This is a genomic window from Salinihabitans flavidus (assembly GCF_900110425.1).
In the GTDB taxonomy this organism is placed as follows: Bacteria; Pseudomonadota; Alphaproteobacteria; order Rhodobacterales; family Rhodobacteraceae; genus Salinihabitans; species Salinihabitans flavidus.
In genome coordinates, this window is the sequence record NZ_FODS01000001.1 from 199,569 (window position 1) to 216,082 (window position 16,514).

Consider the following 16,514-nt stretch of genomic DNA (forward strand, 5'->3'; position numbering starts at 1 on the left):
CTCGCTCGCCCTGCTTCACGTAATCAGGTAAGTCAATCATACCTATTCTCCCAATGATTGCTTCAACCCTAGAAAGACAAATCACAAGGCGTCAACAAACTTGGGTTCTTGTGGTGCGCGAACTGCCAAACCTCAGACCACCCCAACCCGTAGCCCCTCGGCCACTCTTCACCTTTGTCAGAGATACTCCGGGGTCCGGGGCAGCGCCCCGGGGCCTGCGCGGCCCGAGCGCAAACTATGGTGGGCGCGCGAAACGCGCGCTCCGCCCGGTCAAACTCCGCCAATCGGCGCAAAGGTTGACAAACCCTCACCGAACGCCCTGTTAACGGTGCGTCCGGCGCCCTCCGCCACCGACGCGATACCGACGTAATACCGACGTTTTACCGCACAGGGTTATCCGGCGTTAACAACGACTTGGACTGATTCGCCCGGGAGGGGCAAAAATCCTTCGAAATCCCCTCCCGACACGCTACACTTTCCGCATCGGACAAACGGGGAAGATCATGCGCAGGATTCAGGCACAGGGCGTGCATCACATCACCCTGACGGGGGCCGACCGGCAAACCTCCATCGACTTCTGGGAGGGGCTTTTGGGCATGCCCTTCGTCTTCGAACAGCCCAATCTCGACGATCCCGACGAGGGGCATCTCTACTTCGATCCGGGCGACGGGCGGCTTATCACGATCTTCACCAACGAGGCCCGCAAACCCCTTCACCGCCGCACCCCGACCGACCCCGGCTGCGTCCATCACATCGCCTTCAACGTCAGCCGCGCGGTTTTTCTTCAAGTGGAACAAAGACTTGATGAACGCCACATTGCCCACTCCGGCGTCAGGGACCGGGGTTTCATGGATTCGATCTATTTCAAGGATCCGCTGGGGCTGCTGATCGAACTGGCCTGCTATCGGTTCGAACCGCCCGCAGGCTGCACCCACGCCGAGGTGATGATCCGCGCCCATCGCATCCGGGTGGAGCGCGGCGACCATCACATCGACGCCGAGCATCTGGCCGACGCGATCGAGGCGCTGGTGGATGACCGGCAGCCGTCGCTCTCCGCCTATCGCGGCCCCGCCGATCCCTACTGACAAGGCGCGGAAAGCCGCTTTTCCCCAAGGCGTTACCGTGGCATCGTCCCGCCGGTTCCCGAAGCGTCGAAGGAGGGCACATGCTCGATTTCCTGATCATCGGCGGCGGCATCGCCGGCCTCTCCACCGCCGCCCGCCTCGCCCCCCTCGGCACCACCCGCGTGCTCGAATCCGAGGACGCTTTGAGCTATCACGCCTCGGGCCGATCCGCCGCGCTCTATGCCCCCGATTACGGTCACGGGCTGACCCGCCGTCTCAATATGGCCAGCGGCCCATACCTGCGCGAGGCGGGCGTGCTGTCGCCGCGCGGCCTGATGATCGTGGCGCGCAAGGGGGATGAGGACGTGTTCGGGGCCCGAAAGCAGGCGCTCAACATGCGCGATATGCCCCTGGACGCCGCGTTTGACCGCGTCCCGATCCTGTCACCCGACGCCGTTGGTCACGCCGCGATCAATGAGGATGTCAGCGACATCGACACCGATCTTCTGCTTCAGGGTTTCGTGAAAGAGGCCCGCGCACATGGTGCGGAAATCCTTTTGCGGCAACACGTTAGTGACATTTCCCGAAACGGTCGCGGGTGGGCCGTATCTACCGGCGACACCACCCATGAGGCGCGCATCATCTTCAATGCCGCCGGTGCGTGGGTGGACGGGATCGCGCGAATGGCCGGTGTGGCGCCCCTCGGGGTCACGCCCATGCGCCGCTCCATGGCGCGGATTCCGGCGCCGGGCGGGCATGACGTATCCGGCTGGCCGATGCTGCTCGACATCCGCGAGCAATGGTATGCCAAGCCCGACGCCGGATCGCTCATCGTGTCGCCAGCCGAGGAAGACCCGCAAGAGCCTCACGACGCGTGGGCGGACGACATGGTGCTGGCCGAGGGCCTTGCCCGGTATGAGGCATTCGTCACCGAGCCCGTCACCCGGCTGGAGGCGAACTGGGCCGGGCTGCGCACCTTCGCGCCCGACCGCGATCTCGTGATCGGCCCCGCCCCCGACGCAAGCGAGTTTTTCTGGGTCGCCGGACAGGGCGGCAACGGGATTCAATCCACTGCCGCCGCCGCGCTGCTTGTCGCCGATCTCGTCGCGGGCCGAACGCCTGATATTGGCTCCGACACTGCCGCCGCCCTCAGCCCCGAAAGGTTCGCCTGATGCCCCGCCGTCTCAACCTGCCCGACAGCGCCGCCGTTGCTACACCGGACACCGGGGGCAAGCTCCATGCCCCCTCCGCCGCGCGGAATGCCGAGGCCATCGCCGATTTGCTGGCGGAGATCGCACCGCAGAACGGCGCGGCGCTTGAACTGGCCTCGGGCACCGGGCAGCACGCCGTGACCCTTGCCGCGCGGCTGCCGGGCCTTCACTGGCAACCGACAGAAATCAACGCCGCGCGCCGGGCCAGCATCGACGCCTATGCCGCGGAGGCGGGGCTTTCCAATCTCGCGCCCGCCATCTCGCTCGACGCCACCGCCCCTGGCTGGGGGGCGGATCATACCGGCAAGTCGCTGATCGTGCTGATCAATCTGCTACATCTCATCAGCGCGCCAGAGGCCAGAACCCTGATCACTGAGGCCGCGAACGCCCTTGCTTCCGGCGGCCTTCTGATGATCTACGGCCCGTTCCTGCGCGACGAGGAATTCGCCTCGGACGGCGACGCGGCCTTTCACCAAAGCCTTAGGGCACAAGATCCCGATATCGGCTACAAAAGCGATTTCGACGTGCTCGACTGGGGCATGGAAGCGGGACTTGAGGTTGCGCATGTCGTCGAAATGCCCGCCAACAATCTTTCGCTGGTCTGGCGCCGCCCGTCCTGATCTCGATCAAGGCGGTGCCGGCGTCAACGTGGTCCAACGCGGCAGACAAAATGCAAGGATTCGCATATGACCTGGACCGACAAACAGACCGACATGAAAGACGCGCTGCGCAGTCTCAACAAGGCCATTCCCGAGGTCGCGCAGGGCTTTGGCCAACTCTCCAAGGCGGTCAAGACCGATGGCGTTCTGGACATCAAGACCAAGGAACTCATCGCCGTGGCAATCTCCGTGGCCGACCGCTGCGAGGCGTGCATCGGTTTTCACATCGAGGCGCTGATCCGCGCTGGCGGCACGCGAGAAGAGCTTTCCGAGACGCTCGGAATGGCGGTGCAGATGGGCGGCGGGCCGTCGCTCATGTATTCGGCCAAGGCGCTGGCTTGCTTTGATGAATTCACCGCAGCGGCGGACTAACCCTTCAGAGGGCTGGGGTGGCCGCCGAGGCCGCCCCAGCCAGATCAGCCATCCTTGCGGATGGTTTCATTCTTCGGATCATAAGGGCTGTCACTGGTCACAACCGCATCCCATAGCGTGTCCTGCATCTTCACCTGAAGCCTGGTGCCCTCGACCGCCAGATCGGGCCGGATATAGCCCATGCCGATGGATTTCTCGAAGGCGACCGAATAACCGCCGGATGTCAGGCGCCCCACCCGCGTGCCATCCTCGGTATAAAGCGCCTCGCGGCCCCAGGGGTCGGCATCGCCCGGCCCGTCGATCAGAAGCGTGCAACACTTCGATCGCACCCCCGTTTCCACCAGCTTCTCCTTGCCGTGAAACGGCTTGTCCAGATCGATGAAACGCGGCAGATCGGCCTCCAGCGGGGTGGCATCGCGGCCCAGCTCATTGCCGAAGGCGCGATAGCTCTTCTCCTGCCGGAGCCAGTTCTGCGCCCGCGCGCCCACCAGCTTCATGCCATGTTTCTCACCGGCATTTTCCAGCAGGTCGAAAAGGTAATTCTGCATTTCCACCGGGTGATGCAGCTCCCAGCCCAACTCTCCGGTATAGGCGACGCGGATCGCGTTGACCGGGCACATGCCAAGCTCGATCTGCCGCGCGGACAGCCACGGGAAGCGCTTGTTGGACAGCGCTGTGCCGGGTTCCGCGTCCTTGATCACCTCATTGAGAACGTCGCGCGATTTCGGCCCCGCGATGGCGAAAACGCCCCATTGCGTGGTCACGTCCTGCACCTCGATCCGGCCAAACTCCGGCTCCTTGTCGGCAACCGCTGCCCGAAGGTAATCGGCGTCATATTCCGTCCAACCGCCCGAGGAGACGAGATAATATTCATCCTCTTTCAGCCGCACGATGGTATATTCGGTGCGCGTCGTGCCATGACTGGTAAGCGCATAGGTCAGGTTGATCCGCCCCACGCGCGGCAGCTTGTTGCAGGTGAACCAGTCAAGGAACGCGGTGGCGCCCGGCCCCTTGACGACATGCTTGGTAAAGGCGGTCGCGTCGATCAGGCCCACGCCCTCTCGGATCGCCTTCGCCTCGTCCACGGCGTATTGCCACCAACCGCCCCGGCGAAAACTGCGCGCGTCGTGATCGAAGTTTTCCGGCGCATCCAGCGGTCCATAGTAGTTCGGACGCTCCCAGCCGTTGACCCATCCGAATTGTGCCCCGCGCGCCTTCTGCCGGTCATAGGCCGGTGCGGTGCGCAGCGGGCGGGCGGCAGGGCGCTCTTCATCCGGGTGATGCAGGATATAGACGTGCTCATAGGCCTCTTCGTTCTTGCGCGCCGCGAACTCCGTCGTCATCCAATTGCTGGAATACCGCTTGGGGTCGAGCGAGGCCATGTCAATCTCTGCCTCACCTTCCACCATCATCTGCGCGAGGTAATACCCTGTTCCGCCGGCCGCCGTGATGCCGAAACTGAACCCTTCGGCAAGCCACATGTTGCGCAGGCCCGGCGCCGGACCGACGAGCGGGTTGCCGTCCGGCGTATAGCAGATCGGCCCGTTGTAATCATCCTTCAGCCCCACCTCTTCCGACGAGGGGATGCGGTGGATCATCGACATGTATTCCTCTTCGATCCGCTCCAGATCGAGCGGGAAGAGATCGGCGCGGAAACTTTCCGGCACCCCGTATTCGAAGCGCGCGGGGGCGTTTCGTTCATAGAGGCCGAGAATCCAGCCGCCACGCTCTTCACGCACATACCATTTCGCATCCGCATCGCGCAGGACCGGATGCTCCGGGTTGCCCTCCTTGCGCCAGGCCACCAGCGCCGGGTCCGGCTCTGTCACGATATACTGATGCTCCACCGGGATGGCGGGCATCTTGATGCCCAGAAGTCGCGCGGTGCGCGGAGCGTGGTTGCCGGAGGCGGTGACGACATGTTCGGCGCTGACGATCACCTGCTCGTCGCTGGGCACAAGGTTGCCGCCCTTTTCCACCATCTTGGTGAGCGTCACGTCCCAGTGGTCACCCTTCCATTCGAATCCGTCCGCCTGCCATTTGCGTTCGATCGTCGCGCCGTGCTGACGCGCACCCTTGGCCATTGCCATCGTGACATCGGCCGGGTTGATGTAGCCGTCCGTCGGGTGATAGATCGCGCCTTTCAGATCGTCGCTATGCACCAGCGGCCAACGGTCCTTGATCTGTTGCGGGCTCATCCACTCAAAGGGCACACCGCAGGTTTCAGCGGTCGTGGCATAGAGCATGAATTCATCCATGCGCGCCTCGCTCTGCGCCATGCGCAGATTGCCCACGACATAGAAGCCGGCGTTAAGCCCGGTCTCCTCTTCCAGTGTCTTGTAAAAATCGACGGAGTACTTGTGGATATGGGTCGTCGCATAGGACATGTTGAACAGCGGCAGAAGCCCAGCGGCATGCCATGTCGATCCGGCGGTCAGTTCATCCCGCTCAATCAGCATGACGTCGGCCCAGCCCGCCCTGGCCAGATGATAGGCAATCGAGGTGCCGATGGCGCCACCGCCGACAATCAATGCTTTGACTTGGGTTTTCATCGCGCCGCGACTCCCTTGAAAGGTGAACTTGCGGCACATTGTCAAAATCGGCGGCGCTGCGCTGTTTTCACCCGACTTAAAAAGGCTTGAAACCGACCTGTGAGTCGCCTTTTGGTCCCCCGGAATTTCCACCAGAGTCTACGGGCCGCACGCGGCGGACGCATTCACAGATCAGGGCAAAACGTCAGTCGCCGATGGTGCAGCGCTTCATCGCTCCGACCTGCGTGCAATTTCCGGCTCCAAAGCCCGATACACCGCGCGTTTCACGCCGCACCACGGGCTTCGGATCTGGCGGGGCGGGGGGTGTCATCGCGGCGGGCTTTGCCGGTCGGGCTGTCATCACCGGCGCGGGTGGGGCTGGTGTATCCTCCGGCCCTGTTTCGCCGCTTGCCGTGCTGGCCAGTTCCACAGCCTCGGTCCCCATCGCGTCCATTCGATCCCAAACGCTCCGGCCGTAATCGCGAAGCGTGAAGACACCCCCGGCCGCCTGCGCCTGAATCATGAAGTCCGCGCCAACGCTCACGTTCGCGCAGACAATCGCAAAGGGTAGTGCCGCACCGAATCGCATGTTCCCGCTCCTGACTTTCAGTACGTCTTGTCAGACGCGATCTGTTCAACGACGACCGTCGGGGTGATCAATGTCGCAACCGGCTCACCTTGTCCGAGGCCGCGCGCATCGGCCACGGCATAGGCGACAAAGCCAAGTGCCAGCAGTATGAACGGCAAAACCCGGACCATCTCCGGCACCCCTTTCAAACGGTCGAACCCTTGTTGCACGGCAAAACCGACCTAAAGGGGCACGAAACCGTGGAAAAAACATGGCGCCAAGTCGCGTCACGCACACCTATGACATCAAAACCACGCATCGTCCGGAACAGGAACGGCCCGACATTCGCGATGGCCGCGATTCTCTTGCCCTTGTATCCAATGCCTTCGCCGGGCGCACCCGGCGAAGAGTGCAGAGAGGCGTATCGCCGCACCGATCTGAAACGATCACATTCTTTCGATAGCCAGCGCGATCCCTTGGCCGCCACCGATGCACATGGTGATCAGCGCCTTTGATCCACCGATCCGCTCCAGCTCATACAGCGCCTTTACCGTAAGAATGCAGCCCGTCGCGCCAACCGGATGGCCAAGAGCGATCGCCCCGCCATCGGGGTTCACCTTCGCTGGATCGAGACCGAGTGCCTTGTTCACCGCCACTGCTTGCGCGGCAAAAGCCTCATTCGATTCGATCACATCGAAATCGCTGGCGGACAGGCCCGTTTTGGCCAACAGGCTTTCCACCGCGGGTACAGGGCCGATCCCCATCACCTCGGGACGAACACCGGCATGGGCATAGCCAATTACACGCGCACGCGGCTTGAGCCCGGCCTTCTCCGCCGCCTCGGCGCGGGCCAGAACAATCGCCGCCCCGCCATCATTGATGCCCGATGCGTTTCCCGCTGTGACGCGGCCATCTTTCTTGAACACGGCCTTGAGACCGGCAAGCGCCTCTTCGGTCGTTGCCTTGGGGTGTTCGTCGGTGTCAAAGGCCACGGTGTCGCGCCTGACCTTCACCTCGACGGGCACGATCTGCTCCTTGAACCGCCCTTCCTCTATGGCCTTGGCCGCGCGGGTCTGACTTGCAAGGGCGAAGGCGTCCATATCCTCACGGCTGATCTCATGTTCATCGGCGACATTCTCGGCGGTCACGCCCATATGACCACTGCCAAAGGGGCAGTTGAGCGTGCCAAGCATCATGTCCAGCGTCTTGATGTCCCCCATCTTCGCGCCCCAACGCTGATCCGGCACGATATAGGGGGCGCGGCTCATGTTTTCCGCACCACCGGCCAGCCCGAAGTCCGCATCGCCCAGCATCAAGGACTGCACCACCGAAACAATCGCCTGCGCACCGGAACCACAAAGGCGATTGACGTTCATCGCCGGGACGGTCTCGGGCACGCCTGCCTGCATGGAGGCCACGCGCGACAGATACATGTCACGCGGTTCGGTGTTGATCACGTTGCCAAAGACGACATGCCCGATCTGCGCACCCTCCACACCCGACCGCTCAAGCGCCGCGCGCGCCGCTACGGCACCAAGCTCGATCGCCGGCGTGCCAACCAGCGCCCCTCCGAATGTGCCGATCGCGGTGCGCGCACCACCGAGAATCACGATATCCGACATGTCCATCTCCTTCAGATGTCTGAGTTGCCCTCATTATGCAGGCGCGGCATCCCCCTGTCAGCCAGAACGTCCCGTCACGACGCGACGCAAGGAAAGGTATACTTCGGCGCCCGCTTGCCCGCAGCAGGGGAAAGACTGCCGACCCATCGAACCCGCCCGACCCGATCTGCGATCAAGGGGTAAGCGGTTCGCGTCCCCTGTCGCCCAGAATCCAGCACCTGCGCCCCTCGAACACCGCCGTGGTAAGCGGCCTTCCGAAGCCTGCCCCGCTGTCCAGATTGACGCGGTTGCCCATGTGAACGGGCCGTCTTTCCGGCGTGTGCCCATGCACGACAAGCCACGGATGTGGCTCTTTGTAATCCAGAAATTCGTCCCTGATCCAAAGCATGTCGTCCTCACTCTGCTGCTCCAGCGGCAGCCCCGGGCGGATACCGGCATGAACGAACAGAAGTTCCCCGGCCTCCAGATGCGTGGGCAAAGAGTCCATGAAATTGAGATGCGCTTGCGGGATCACCGCCAGCGCCTCTTTCAGAAGCTGATAATGGCGCATGCCAGCTGGCACTTCTATGCCATAGGATCGCAGCGTTTCCACCCCGCCGATCCGCTCATGAAGCCATTGATAACCTACAAGGATCTGTGGATCGGTACAGGGAACCTGCCGAAGGAAATAGCTGTAAAGCCGGTCGTGATTGCCGCGCAGCACGGTCCAGTCACGTCCCGCCGCGACCCCCTGCGACAGCAGCTCGATCACGCCCCGGCTGTCCGGCCCGCGATCCACCAGATCACCAAGGAACACGACCCGCGCATCCGCGCCGCTGTCACGCTCGATCCGCGCCAGCGCGTCTTCGAGCATGGCGCGCTGCCCGTGAATGTCTCCCACGGCGTAAATCGGTTTGCCTGTCATGACCTTCTGCTCCTTTTCGCCTCGCATCGGATCATAAACCGCAAACGCCGCCCCCGACAGGGGACGGCGCGGAATTTCCCGAACAATACCCTTTGTCTCAGGCCACGTCGAATTCCAGCGGCTTGACCTGTTTGAAAAGCCCGGTCTCCTTCAGCTTTCCGACAACATCGGCCGGCACCGCCTCATCGACGTAGAGGAGCGCAATCGCCTCCCCCCCGGCCGCCGAGCGACCCAGGGTGAAGTTGGCGATGTTCACCCCATTCTCACCCATGGTCCGGCCAAGGATGCCGATAATCCCCGGCGCGTCCTCATTTGTGGTATAGATCATGTGCGGCCCGACCTCGGCGTCAATGTTGATGCCCTTGATCTGGATGAAGCGCGGCTTGCCGTCCGAGAACACGGTGCCCCCGATGGACCGTTCGCGCGTGTCGGTGACGACCGTGACCTTGATATAGCCTTCGAAGACACCGGACTTATCCTGATTGGTGGTGGAAATCTTGATCCCGCGTTCCTTGGCGGCCACCGGGGCGGAAACCATGTTCACCTCCGGATTGAAGGATTTCATGATGCCCGCCACTGCGGCACAATTCAGCGCCTCCAGGTTGAGCTGCGCCGCCACCCCGTCATACAGGATATTGATCGCCTTGATCGGCTCATCGGTCATCTGGCCGATGAAGCTGCCCAGATGATCGGCCAGCTTGATCCACGGCCCCATCACCTTTGCCTCTTCCGCCGTCACTGACGGCATGTTGAGCGCATTGGTCACGGCCCCGGTAAGCAGAAAGTCCGACATCTGTTCGGCGACCTGGAGCGCGACATTTTCCTGCGCTTCTGTCGTCGCGGCGCCCAGATGCGGGGTGCAGACCACATTCGGCAGACCGAAAAGCGGGTTTTCCGTTGCCGGCTCTTGCGAGAACACGTCGAACCCCGCCCCGCCCACATGACCGGACTTGATCAGTTCGGCCAGAGCCGCCTCGTCCACCAATCCGCCGCGCGCGCAGTTGATGATGCGCACGCCCTTCTTGGTCTTTTCAAGGTTCTCCTTCGACAGGATGTTGCGCGTCTGATCGGTCAGCGGCACATGCAGCGTGATGAAATCGGCCCGCGCCAAGAGGTCGTCAAGCTCGACCTTCTCCACCCCCATCTTGTCGGCCTTTTCCTGGCCCAGAAAGGGATCATAGGCGATCACCTTCATCTTCAGGCCGCGCGCCCGGTCACACACGATGCCGCCGATATTGCCCGCGCCGATCACGCCAAGCGTCTTGCCGGTCAGTTCCACGCCCATGAACTTCGACTTTTCCCATTTGCCCGCCTGGGTGGAGGCGCTGGCCGCCGGGATCTGACGCGCCACGGCGAACATCATCGCAATCGCGTGCTCCGCGGTCGTGATCATGTTGCCGAACGGCGTGTTCATCACGATCACGCCCTTCCTGGAGGCCGCCTCCTTGTCCACATTGTCGGTGCCGATACCGGCGCGACCGACCACTTTGAGCCTGTCGGCCTTCTCAAGAATCGTCGGAGTCACCTTGGTGGCCGAGCGGATGGCGAGACCGTCATACTGACCGATCACCTCGGCCAGCTTGTCCTTGTCCTTGCCCAGATCGGGCATGAAATCCACATCAATGCCGCGATCCCGAAAGATCTGCACGGCGGTTTCGGAGAGTTTGTCGGAGACGAGTACTTTAGGAGCCATTGTCGTTATTCCTTTGAAATTCCGGGATCAGGGGGCGCGGTGCCGTCCGGCGGCCGCAGGGCGGGGAAAACCCGCCCACACGCCATGTGCCGGGCGCCAATCCACCCCTGTTTTCACACCTGTGCGTCGATCTCTTCGTGGAAGGCCCAGTCGATCCATGGCAGCAACGCCTCCACATCGGCGGTTTCCACCGTGCCACCACACCAGATCCGCAGACCGGCCGGCGCATCGCGATAGGCGCCGACATCATAGGCCACACCCTCCGCTTCCAGCCGCTTGACCACGGCCTTGGCGAAGGCTGCGCCATCCTTGATCCGCTCGTCGGTGAACTTCAGGCAAACGGAGGTGTTCGACAGCGTCGCAGGATCCTGCGCCAGAAAATCGATCCAGTCGTTCCGCTTCACGAAATCGGCCACCGCCCCGGTATTGGCGTCCGCGCGCCCGATCAGACCCTTCAGGCCGCCGACGGAGCGCGCCCAATCCAGAGCGAAAAGGTAATCTTCCACCGCAAGCATCGACGGGGTGTTGATCGTCTCGCCCTTGAATACGCCGTCGATCAGCTTGCCCCCCTTGGTCAGGCGAAAGATCTTCGGCAGGGGCCATGCCGGCGTATAGCTTTCCAGCCGCTCGACCGCCCGGGGGCTGAGGATGAGCATACCATGCGCCGCTTCCCCGCCTAGCACCTTCTGCCAGGAGAAGGTCGTCACGTCGAGCTTGTCCCAGGGCAGATCCATCGCGAAGGCCGCGGAGGTCGCGTCGCAAATGGTGAGGCCTTCGCGGTCCGCAGGAATCCAGTCGCCATCGGGCACGCGCACACCCGACGTCGTCCCGTTCCAGGTGAACACCACGTCATTGGCGAAATCGACCGAGGCGAGATCGACGATCTCGCCATAATCGGCGGTCTTGACCACCGCGTCGAGCTTGAGCTGCTTGACCACATCGGTGACCCAGCCCGACCCGAAACTCTCCCAGGCCAGCATTTCTGCGCCGCGCGCGCCGAGCATGTTCCACATCGCCATTTCCACCGCCCCGGTATCCGAGGCTGGCACGATCCCGATCCGGTAATCAGCCGGTATACCGAGGATCTCGCGTGTGCCTTCGATCGCGGCCTTGAGCTTGTCCTTGCCGACAGCGGCCCGGTGCGACCGGCCCAGTGTGGCGTCGGCCAGTTTACTCAACTCGAATGTGGGGGGTTTGGCACAGGGGCCCGAAGAAAAACGCGGGTTGGCCGGCCGCGTTGCCGGTTGTTGCATAGTCATTTCTGCTATCCTTCCAGATAAACGCCCCTCGTTGGGGAGGGGTGTCCCGCCGACGGTCTTAGAGGGGGGGCGCGGCTTTCACAAGCCGGAAAATGGTGCTATCGCGTCGCTTGATCCTTCATTTGCGACTTCACGCGCCGCCTATCGGAAACTTCCCCATGCACACCATCACACTGCTGACCTCTCCAGACTCCCCGACGCTCGCTCCGGCACTGGTCGACTCGCTGCGCAACGCCTGGGGTGGGGGTGAGGCGCTTTGGCTGTCCCCCGATGAGGCGGCGGAATTTCCCGTCCCGCGAATGCCCGAAAACTTTCGGGACGTGTGGGCGGATCTTCAGCCCCTTGGCGTGGATCTCAACATGCAGCCCCGCGAGAATCGCCGTAAATTCATGCTGATTGCCGACATGGACAGCACCATGATCGAACAGGAGTGCATTGACGAACTGGCCGACATGGCCGGCGTCGGCGCCCATGTGAAAGACGTCACCGCCCGCGCCATGAACGGCGAGCTGGATTTCGAAGGCGCGCTGCTGGAACGGGTCGCCCTTCTGAAGGGACTGGACGCGGCGGTGATCGACCAAGTTCTGGCGGAGCGCATCAGCGTCATGCCCGGTGGCGCCACGCTTGTGGCAACGATGACGGCGGCTGGCGCGCATACGGTGCTTGTGTCCGGGGGCTTCACCGCCTTCACCGCCCATGTCGCCGCCACCCTCGGGTTCGACGAGAACCGCGCCAATACACTTCTGATCGAGGACGGCAAGCTCACCGGAGATGTAGCCCGTCCGATCCTTGGACGTGAGGCGAAGGTTCAAACCCTGACGGAGACTGCCGCGCGATGCGGCCTGCGTCTCGATCAGGTGATCGCGGTGGGCGACGGGGCCAATGATCTGGGAATGCTGGGGCTGGCAGGCACGGGCGTTGCGCTCCACGCGAAACCCTCGGTCGCGGCGCAATGCGACATCCGGGTCAATCACGGGGATCTGACGGCGCTTCTCTATCTTCAGGGGTATTCGCGGTCGGAGTTCGCGGGCTGAACGCACACAGGCGGCGGTCAATCTCACGCGCCGGGCGCAAACAGCCTTGAAACCATCTGAAATGTCGGGCACTTCTTGGAACGCCTGTTCCGGCAACAAATCCTGGGGGGATGTGTTGCAAGGGGCCATATCGTGGCAGAAGTCGAAGTTTTCATGACCGGGAATGAAATCGGGACGTTTTCGAACGTTTCGACCTCCGGCAATAACAACGGCATGAAGGTCAAGTTGTCCGGTGTCGAAGCTCTGGGAACAGAGCAAGACGTGTTCCGCATCGTCGTTCGGCAGGTAAACGATGGCGATTCGCTGTTCTCCAACGGACAATTCGTCGACATCTATGCCTGGCCGGAAACCGATCCGCCCTCACCGCCGATCTATTCCAGTCTCAACCCGCAGCATGATCAGTTTCAGGGGCGGGCATCCTCGGGCGATCATCAGATCATCACCAGCCCCGCGAATATCGTCTTTGACGCAAACGGTTTGACCTCGGGAACGGTGCAATACGGGCCCGGCGCGGATCCGCCGCGCGATCAGCAGCTTTCGTTCGAAACATTCTCACCCGAGCCGATGAATTTTCCCTGTTTCGCGGCCGGCACGCTGATCGAGACGGGCACCGGCCCCCTGCCTGTCGACGTGATACGCCCCGGCGATCTGGTGCGCACGCTCGATAACGGGCTTCAGCCGGTCAGATGGGCAGGTCAGCGCGAGGTACCGGGGCTTGGCACGATGGCGCCGGTCGAAATCAAGGCCGGTGCGCTTGGAAACTGGCGCGATCTTCTGGTATCCCCGCAACACCGGATGCTGGTGGAGAACGGATATGCCGAGTTGTATTTCGGCCAGCCGCAGGTTTTGGTGGCGGCGCTTCATCTGGTCAATGGCTCGACGATCCGGCAGATCGGAATGCGTCGGGTCCGCTATGTGCATCTGGTGTTCGACCGGCATGAAGTGATCTGGGCCGAAGGCATCCCGAGCGAGAGCCTGCATCTGGGTGCCATGACGATCGAGACTCTGAACCGGGCCGCACGGGCAGAACTCGAGGCGCTTTTCCCTGAGAAGGTGCAAGGATCGGATGCCACACCGACACAGCACACCACCGCCCGGCGCTGTCTGCGGCGATGGGAAAGTGCACTGGTGGCCTGACCGCGCCCGGGTCAGCACAGCGTTGCGGCAGGCTTGATCCTGCCCGTCTCGAGCCCCCTGCGATTGAGGATCGGCCCGTTGATATACCGCTGTGCGTCGGGATGCGCCGGGTCCAGAACGCCCAGCTTCACAAGGATCGACGCAATCGCACATTCCGCGCCCCTCGTGCCGCCATCCATGATCTTGAGCGCCACGCCAAGCCGTTTTTCGGGCAGGATTGCAACGAAATAGGCTTCGGCACCCGTCTTGACCGCGACCTTGCCACCCATCGCCCGCATCAGGCGCGTGCAGGCCCGCCCCTCCCCCGCGACAAGTTCAGGATGCGCCGTCATCGCCTCGCGCAGCCGCACCGCCGCGTTTTCGCGTGCGCCCTGCCCCTCGCGCGCTACGGCATAGAAGGCCATCGCGCGGGCCATGCCATGAAGGCTCGCGGCGTGGTTGGGGGCCGAACACCCGTCTATTCCAAAACCGGGGCTCTCTTCGCCCGTCACCTCCTCAAACGCGCCCAGCACCGCTCGCTGCACCGGATGATCCATGTCCACATACTCGGGCCCGGCACGCAGGTGTTTCGTCAGCGTCAGGAACCCCGCGTGCTTGCCCGAGCAGTTGTTGTGATACTGGCAGGGCGCCTCATGGGCACGGATCAGCGCCTCAAGCACGGCGCGGTCGCCGGGCTCTTGCGGCCCGCAGCGCAGGTCGTCATCGCAAAATCCAAGCGCCGAGAGCCATTCGGTCACCCGGTCGATATGGATCGCCGCCCCGTTGTGCGACGCGCAGGACAGCGCCAGTTGCTCCGCGTCCAGCCCCGCCGCATCTGCCGCGCCACTTTCCACCATGGGCAGCGCCTGAAGCATCTTGGCCGAACTGCGCGGCAGCACGATCGCCTCCGGATCGCCCCAGGCTTCCACGATCTCTCCGCGTTCGTCGCAGACCACTGCATGTCCGCGATGCACACTTTCGAGAAAGGGGCCGCGCCAGATTTCGGCCATTGGAATGGGATTGGTCATTTCGTCCCTCACGAATTGGGCGATTTTCTGCCAAAGGGACTTTCGCCCGCTGATGTTTTCAGGCTAGTGTTGCCGCATCGAGAAGGGAATGCCCCGCCGCGAAAAATCCCGTCAAAAGGGACCGGCAGGACATCGAAACTTGAGGCAAAACCTACAGCTTGGAGGCTGTTGAAGATGGGTTCATCGAAATGGGGCGCTGCAATCCGGGCCGGACTGGCGGTTGCGTTGCTTTCACCCACACTGCCGGCAATGGCGCAGGATCAAAGCGATAATCAGGTCGCCGCCGAGACGGACTGGAGCGTGTTCGAAGATACCGACCCGCATGAATGCTGGGCGGTGACCACCTACAAGGAAAGCGTCAACACCCGCGACGGGCGCGTCGTGGCCGTGCGGCGGGGTGAAATCCTGCTCATGGTGTTCTTCCGCCCGGAGGCCGAGGTCATGGGGCAGGTCGGCTTTACCGGCGGCTACCCGTTCGCCGATGGCTCCACCGTGAATGTGGACGTTGACGGGACCGAGTTCGAGCTTTTCACCGAAGGTGAATGGGCCTGGCCCGCTTCGGCGGCCGAGGATGCCAAGATCATCACCGCGATGAAGCGCGGCACTCAGGCGGTTCTGACCGCACGCAGCTCTCGCGGCACCAAGACCGAGGATACCTTTTCCCTACTGGGCTTCACTGCCGCGGTGGAAGAGGCCGAAAGTCGCTGCAAGTGATCGTTCGCCGCCCGGCTGCCAGGGCGGTTTACAGAAAACCAAGGTCCTGGGGGGACAGCGTTCGCGGAAACTGACCGCGCCCTGTTCATCAAGAGGCCACAGCCATGCCCGCCCAGGACAAACCCCGTTCGACCGCCTGCGCCCCCGCCTTTCTGCACGGCACCCGGATCGTGACCCGGCGCGGCGAGGTCGCGGTTGAAGATCTCCGCCCCGGCGATAGCCTCGTGACACGCGACAGGGGCTTTGCCCCCCTGCGTTGGATCGGCACGGCAACGATCACGCCCTGTCCGCACACCGCCCCGGTGTGTATCCCCGCCGGAGCATTGGGGCGCAATCTGCCGGCGCGCGATCTGCATATCTCTCCCGGTCACCGAATCTGGATGAAGAACGACAGCTTCGGCGCGGCCTTCGCCTCCTCCGAAGTGCTCGTTCCAGCCGAGCAGCTTGTCGGCTGGCGCGGGGTGGACCGGCGGCGCGATCCCGGCCGCGTGGACTACATCCATCTTCTGCTCGACGCGCATCATATCATCATGGCCGACGGGTTGCCGGTGGAAAGCCTGCCGCCCGGCGCACTCTCTGATCTCGGTTGCGGGCATGAGGTGCGCGACGACCTCTATCGCCTGTTTCCCGATCTTGTCGCCCGGCCCACCAATGCACCCGCGCGCCGAAGCCTTGAATCGCATGAGGTGCCCCTTGCCCTCGCCCTGTGCAGCGCGGCCTGATCCGCGCCGCGACCGAA

At 63.0% G+C, this 16,514-nt stretch carries 16 protein-coding genes; 8 read left to right on the plus strand and 8 right to left on the minus strand.

The annotated features are described in order from the left end of the window. Window positions 1-503 precede the first annotated feature (503 nt). The 4 genes from BMW66_RS00980 (at window position 504) to BMW66_RS00995 (ending at window position 3,306) form a co-directional block, all read left to right on the plus strand. The gene (locus BMW66_RS00980; protein ID WP_093114764.1) at window positions 504-1,085 is read left to right on the plus strand and encodes a VOC family protein; all 582 of its coding nucleotides are present in this window, start codon (window positions 504-506) and stop codon (window positions 1,083-1,085) included. An 80-nt stretch (window positions 1,086-1,165) separates the two neighbouring features. Beyond that, window positions 1,166-2,236, plus strand: coding sequence for an NAD(P)/FAD-dependent oxidoreductase (locus BMW66_RS00985; protein WP_093114765.1), 1,071 nt, complete (start codon window positions 1,166-1,168; stop codon window positions 2,234-2,236). Next, on the plus strand, window positions 2,236-2,895 hold the full coding sequence (locus BMW66_RS00990) for a DUF938 domain-containing protein (protein WP_093114766.1): 660 nt from the start codon (window positions 2,236-2,238) through the stop codon (window positions 2,893-2,895). The genes BMW66_RS00985 and BMW66_RS00990 overlap by 1 nt, the downstream gene beginning before the upstream one ends. A gap of 66 nt (window positions 2,896-2,961) precedes the next feature. Then, window positions 2,962-3,306, plus strand: a complete 345-nt coding sequence (locus BMW66_RS00995) for a carboxymuconolactone decarboxylase family protein (RefSeq protein WP_093114767.1) — start codon at window positions 2,962-2,964, stop codon at window positions 3,304-3,306. Between the two features lie 44 nt (window positions 3,307-3,350). Here BMW66_RS00995 and BMW66_RS01000 read toward each other — a convergent pair whose 3' ends face one another. From BMW66_RS01000 to BMW66_RS01025, 7 genes are all read right to left on the minus strand, one after another. Further along, window positions 3,351-5,858, minus strand: a complete 2,508-nt coding sequence (locus tag BMW66_RS01000) for a GcvT family protein (protein WP_093114941.1) — start codon at window positions 5,856-5,858, stop codon at window positions 3,351-3,353. Between the two features lie 184 nt (window positions 5,859-6,042). Then, window positions 6,043-6,426 (minus strand): hypothetical protein, encoded by a 384-nt coding sequence (locus BMW66_RS01005; protein ID WP_093114768.1) that lies wholly within the window; start codon window positions 6,424-6,426, stop codon window positions 6,043-6,045. A gap of 17 nt (window positions 6,427-6,443) precedes the next feature. Beyond that, window positions 6,444-6,596, minus strand: a complete 153-nt coding sequence (locus tag BMW66_RS20235; protein WP_175483125.1) for a hypothetical protein — start codon at window positions 6,594-6,596, stop codon at window positions 6,444-6,446. 255 nt (window positions 6,597-6,851) lie between these two features. Continuing rightward, window positions 6,852-8,027: an acetyl-CoA C-acyltransferase family protein gene (locus tag BMW66_RS01010; RefSeq protein WP_093114769.1), complete on the minus strand. Its 1,176-nt coding sequence runs from the start codon at window positions 8,025-8,027 to the stop codon at window positions 6,852-6,854. 172 nt (window positions 8,028-8,199) lie between these two features. Beyond that, window positions 8,200-8,931, minus strand: a complete 732-nt coding sequence (locus tag BMW66_RS01015; protein ID WP_093114770.1) for a metallophosphoesterase family protein — start codon at window positions 8,929-8,931, stop codon at window positions 8,200-8,202. Window positions 8,932-9,028: 97 nt separating this feature from the next. Continuing rightward, a complete protein-coding gene (gene serA / locus BMW66_RS01020) occupies window positions 9,029-10,624 on the minus strand; it encodes a phosphoglycerate dehydrogenase (protein WP_093114771.1) in 1,596 nt (531 codons plus the stop codon). A gap of 113 nt (window positions 10,625-10,737) precedes the next feature. Then, window positions 10,738-11,883 (minus strand): phosphoserine transaminase, encoded by a 1,146-nt coding sequence (locus tag BMW66_RS01025; RefSeq protein ID WP_093114772.1) that lies wholly within the window; start codon window positions 11,881-11,883, stop codon window positions 10,738-10,740. A 158-nt stretch (window positions 11,884-12,041) separates the two neighbouring features. Between BMW66_RS01025 and serB the strand changes: the two genes are divergently transcribed. Both serB and BMW66_RS01035 read left to right on the plus strand, forming a co-directional pair. Then, window positions 12,042-12,917, plus strand: a complete 876-nt coding sequence (gene serB / locus BMW66_RS01030) for a phosphoserine phosphatase SerB (RefSeq protein ID WP_093114942.1) — start codon at window positions 12,042-12,044, stop codon at window positions 12,915-12,917. 132 nt (window positions 12,918-13,049) lie between these two features. Further along, complete coding sequence (locus BMW66_RS01035) at window positions 13,050-14,054, plus strand: Hint domain-containing protein (protein ID WP_093114773.1); 1,005 nt, start codon at window positions 13,050-13,052, stop codon at window positions 14,052-14,054. 11 nt (window positions 14,055-14,065) lie between these two features. Here BMW66_RS01035 and BMW66_RS01040 read toward each other — a convergent pair whose 3' ends face one another. After that, window positions 14,066-15,061, minus strand: coding sequence for an asparaginase (locus tag BMW66_RS01040; RefSeq protein WP_093114774.1), 996 nt, complete (start codon window positions 15,059-15,061; stop codon window positions 14,066-14,068). Between the two features lie 249 nt (window positions 15,062-15,310). Between BMW66_RS01040 and BMW66_RS01045 the strand changes: the two genes are divergently transcribed. Further along, window positions 15,311-15,775 carry an invasion associated locus B family protein gene (locus BMW66_RS01045; RefSeq protein WP_175483126.1) on the plus strand — a complete coding sequence of 155 codons (465 nt, stop codon included), beginning with the start codon at window positions 15,311-15,313 and terminating at the stop codon, window positions 15,773-15,775. A gap of 104 nt (window positions 15,776-15,879) precedes the next feature. Then, window positions 15,880-16,497 carry a Hint domain-containing protein gene (locus tag BMW66_RS01050; RefSeq protein ID WP_093114775.1) on the plus strand — a complete coding sequence of 206 codons (618 nt, stop codon included), beginning with the start codon at window positions 15,880-15,882 and terminating at the stop codon, window positions 16,495-16,497. Window positions 16,498-16,514: the final 17 nt, after the last annotated feature.